Source organism: Aliterella sp. E5.1, from assembly GCF_057473825.1.
Genome location: NZ_JBYCCV010000415.1, coordinates 1 through 1,392, shown reverse-complemented (window position 1 = coordinate 1,392; position 1,392 = coordinate 1). Strand labels below are relative to the sequence as shown.

Below are 1,392 nucleotides of genomic sequence, written 5' to 3'. Positions count from 1 at the left end.
TAACTTTCTTCTGTCACTCTAGAGAAAATATAATAGGAACAAAGCTCTCAAACCTTGGTGTTAGCTATGGTAGAGCCTCGCACACCACATCCTACAGTACAATTTGTCGATTCTTACTGTCAGATGTATGGACATTTATTTCCAGAAGTGAGAAGTTTTGAGGCATTTAAGTATCTTCATGTTGGACTAATTTCCGACATCAAACGCAAAACTCTACCTGCAATTGCAAAAGTTGTTGGGTTAGAAAACGAACAATCATTACATCATTTTATAACTGAGTCGCCTTGGGAAGCAAAAGACTTAGAAAGCGCAAAGATTAGAAATCATTTTGAGAGTCTTGTCAGGGCGCTCAATTATCTTGATTATTGATGATACCGGAGATAAAAAGCAGGGGCATACGACTGATTACGTCAAACGACAATATATTGGCAACTTAGGCAAGACTGAAAATGGAATAGTAGCAGTTACTGCTTATGGGTATGTAGAAGGGATAATATTGCCGTTACTATTTGAAGTTTATAAACCAAAAGAAAGACTGAAAGACGAGGATAAATATTTAACTAAACCAGAAATAGCAGCTTTGATGATTAGAAAGCTACAAGCAAGAGGATTTCAGATTAACTTAGTATTAGCAGATAGTTTATATGGAGAAAGTGGTGTTAATTTTGTCGATACTCTCTATGAATTAAGACTGCGGTTTGCTATTGCTATTCGTAGTAACCATACAGTTTTACTACCCAAAGGGCAGAAGGTTAGAAGCAATAGATGGCGAAAATTTGAACGGATTTTTAGCAACGGAAATAAGGAAGTTAGATATATAAGAGAAATTATCTTTGGTAAACGCCGCTCTGAACAGTTTTGGCAAGTTACTACTGATACTGAGAAGTTGCCTTTGAATTCTACTACGTATTTAATGACACAAATACCAGAAGTAAAATATCATGAAGTCGGCAATATTTATGGAATCAGAACTTGGGTAGAGTATGGATTGAAACAAAGTAAAAATGAACTCGGATGGGCAGATTTTCGCGTTACTGATTATACTCAAATTGAGAAGTGGTGGCAACTTGTTATGAGTGCCTACCTCATGGTTAGTCTTCATTGCGAGAGTTTTAATCAGTCTCTACTTCCAGTTTCTCATAAGTTGCAATCTCATCCCAGTTTTGATAGAACAAAGGCTGGAAAAATCTCTTGAATAATCTGCGCTTAATTCTGCAACCTTTTGTTTGCTTTAATTTGCTTAAACCCTGGCTAAAAGTATTTCCCATCCCACAACTATCTCTTGGTTTTCCTCGCCTAATCTCCATCATGAATCAGTTTGATTGTCTCCAATCTCTAAGTGAGCTATGGAGCGATTTCTATTTTTCCTCTGCCTAGAGTGACAGAAGAAAG

The 1,392-nt window shown here is 36.7% G+C and carries 1 pseudogene; it reads left to right on the top strand.

Annotation, left to right across the window (positions count from 1 at the left end):
* Positions 1 to 66 precede the first annotated feature (66 nt).
* Positions 67 to 1,377, top strand: a pseudogene (locus AC2VE5_RS27785) (IS701 family transposase).
* Positions 1,378 to 1,392: the final 15 nt, after the last annotated feature.